This window comes from Rhizobacter sp. P2_H2 (assembly GCF_056403375.1).
The window spans coordinates 1-1,585 of record NZ_JBFUFP010001177.1 but is presented as its reverse complement, the minus strand read 5'-3'; the positions used below and the strand labels follow the sequence as shown (position 1 = coordinate 1,585).

Genomic DNA, 1,585 nt, shown 5'->3' with positions numbered 1-1,585 from the left:
CGAGTACAGCGGCCAGTCGTGCGACGGCCGCACCGTCGACGGCACCTGCTTCCAACGCACGCCGATGTCGGGCGGCGACGACGACCGCGACGGCAAGACCTACCGCTGGAACGCGTTCTCCGACTACCAGGCGGCGCAGATGCAGGAAGGCTTCCTCGACAAGGTGTTCCGCGACGACAGCTACGACGGCGGCTACAAGCGCTGGAACCGCGGCAGCGGCGCGTTCGAGAAGCTCTCGGCCAGCGACCGCGCCCGCATCGGCACCGACGTGCTGAAGACCGGGCAGCAGGTGCAGACGGTGATCGGCACGGTATCGCACTTCAACCTGTCGCCGACCGCGAGCGGCATGGTCGTGACGCCGGCCTGGACCGGCAACCTGCCGAAGCAGCTCGACCCGACGGTGCAGGCCGACCTGGACCTGACGCTCGGCAGCGCGCCCGGCGCCTGGGGCGGCTACTACTGCGTCTACAACGGCTGCGACTACACGCTGGTGGCGACCTATGCCGACGGCACGGTGCTGCGCAACCTGCTGTCGATGGGCTACCACGTGATGGACGGCGACGTGCGGCCGAGCGCGAAGGACGTGCTGAGCGGCGACAACTTCGGCACCTACGCCGTCAACCTGCCGACCGGCCACGGCGGGCTGGCGAAGCTGCAGCTGTTCAACACGCCGTTCGGCTCGAAGTGGCAGGCCAGGCTGACCGCGATCCGCGTGGCCGACCTCGGCGCGAGCGGCTACCCGCTGGTCAACGAATGGACACCGGCCGCGGGCTTCGGCGGCGGCCCGGGCGCGGCCGGCACGACGCAGTTCGACGCCGCGGCGTGCAAGGCGGGCGCCGTGGTCAAGCGACCGGCGCGCTGAGGAACACAGGTCGTCACACGGACGGGGGCACAGATCCGTGCAAACTGCGAACCTCGCCGTCTTCCAGGAGGTCTTGCGATGCACCGGTCCCTCTCATCCATCGCGCTGGTGCTGCTCGCATTCGGCGCCGCCCCGGCCACCGCCGACACCGTGAAGGTGCTGACCAGCGGCGCGTTCAAGCAGGTCGTCGTCGCGATGGTGCCGGCCTTCGAGGCGCGCACCGGCCACAAGGTCGAGGTCGCGAACGACACCGCCGGTGCACTCGCGAAGCGCGTGGCCGGCGGCGAGGCCTTCGACCTGCTGGTGCTGACGCCGGCGGCGCTGCAGCCGCTCGCCAGGGACGGCAAGGTACTGCCCGACAGCATCGCACCGCTCGCCAAGGTGGGGATCGGCGTCGCGGTGAAGGCCGGCGCGCCGAAGCCGGCGATCGGCACGGTCGAGGAGTTCAGGCACGCGCTGATCGACGTGCGCAAGATCGCCTACATCGATCCCGCGTCGGGCGGCACCAGCGGCATCTACCTCGACGGCCTGTTCGAGAAACTCGGCATCGCGCAGGTGGTGCGGCCGAAGGCGGTGCTGGTGGCCGGCGGGCTGTCGGCCGAGAAGCTGGTCAGCGGCGAGGCCGACCTGGCGATCCAGCAGGTCAGCGAGCTGCTGCCGGTGGCCGGCGTCGACCTGGTCGGGATGCTGCCGCCCGAGATCCAGAACTACACCACCTATGCC

Annotated in this window: 2 protein-coding genes; both read left to right on the top strand. The window is 70.5% G+C overall.

Annotated features, from left to right (window positions below; translation table 11 throughout):
- Positions 1 to 862 (top strand): M66 family metalloprotease (locus AC1D15_RS31320; RefSeq protein WP_477829106.1); only part of this gene is annotated, 862 nt, incomplete at its 5' end.
- 78 nt (positions 863 to 940) lie between these two features.
- On the top strand, positions 941 to 1,585 hold a 645-nt coding region (locus AC1D15_RS31315; RefSeq protein ID WP_477829105.1), incomplete at its 3' end, for a substrate-binding domain-containing protein.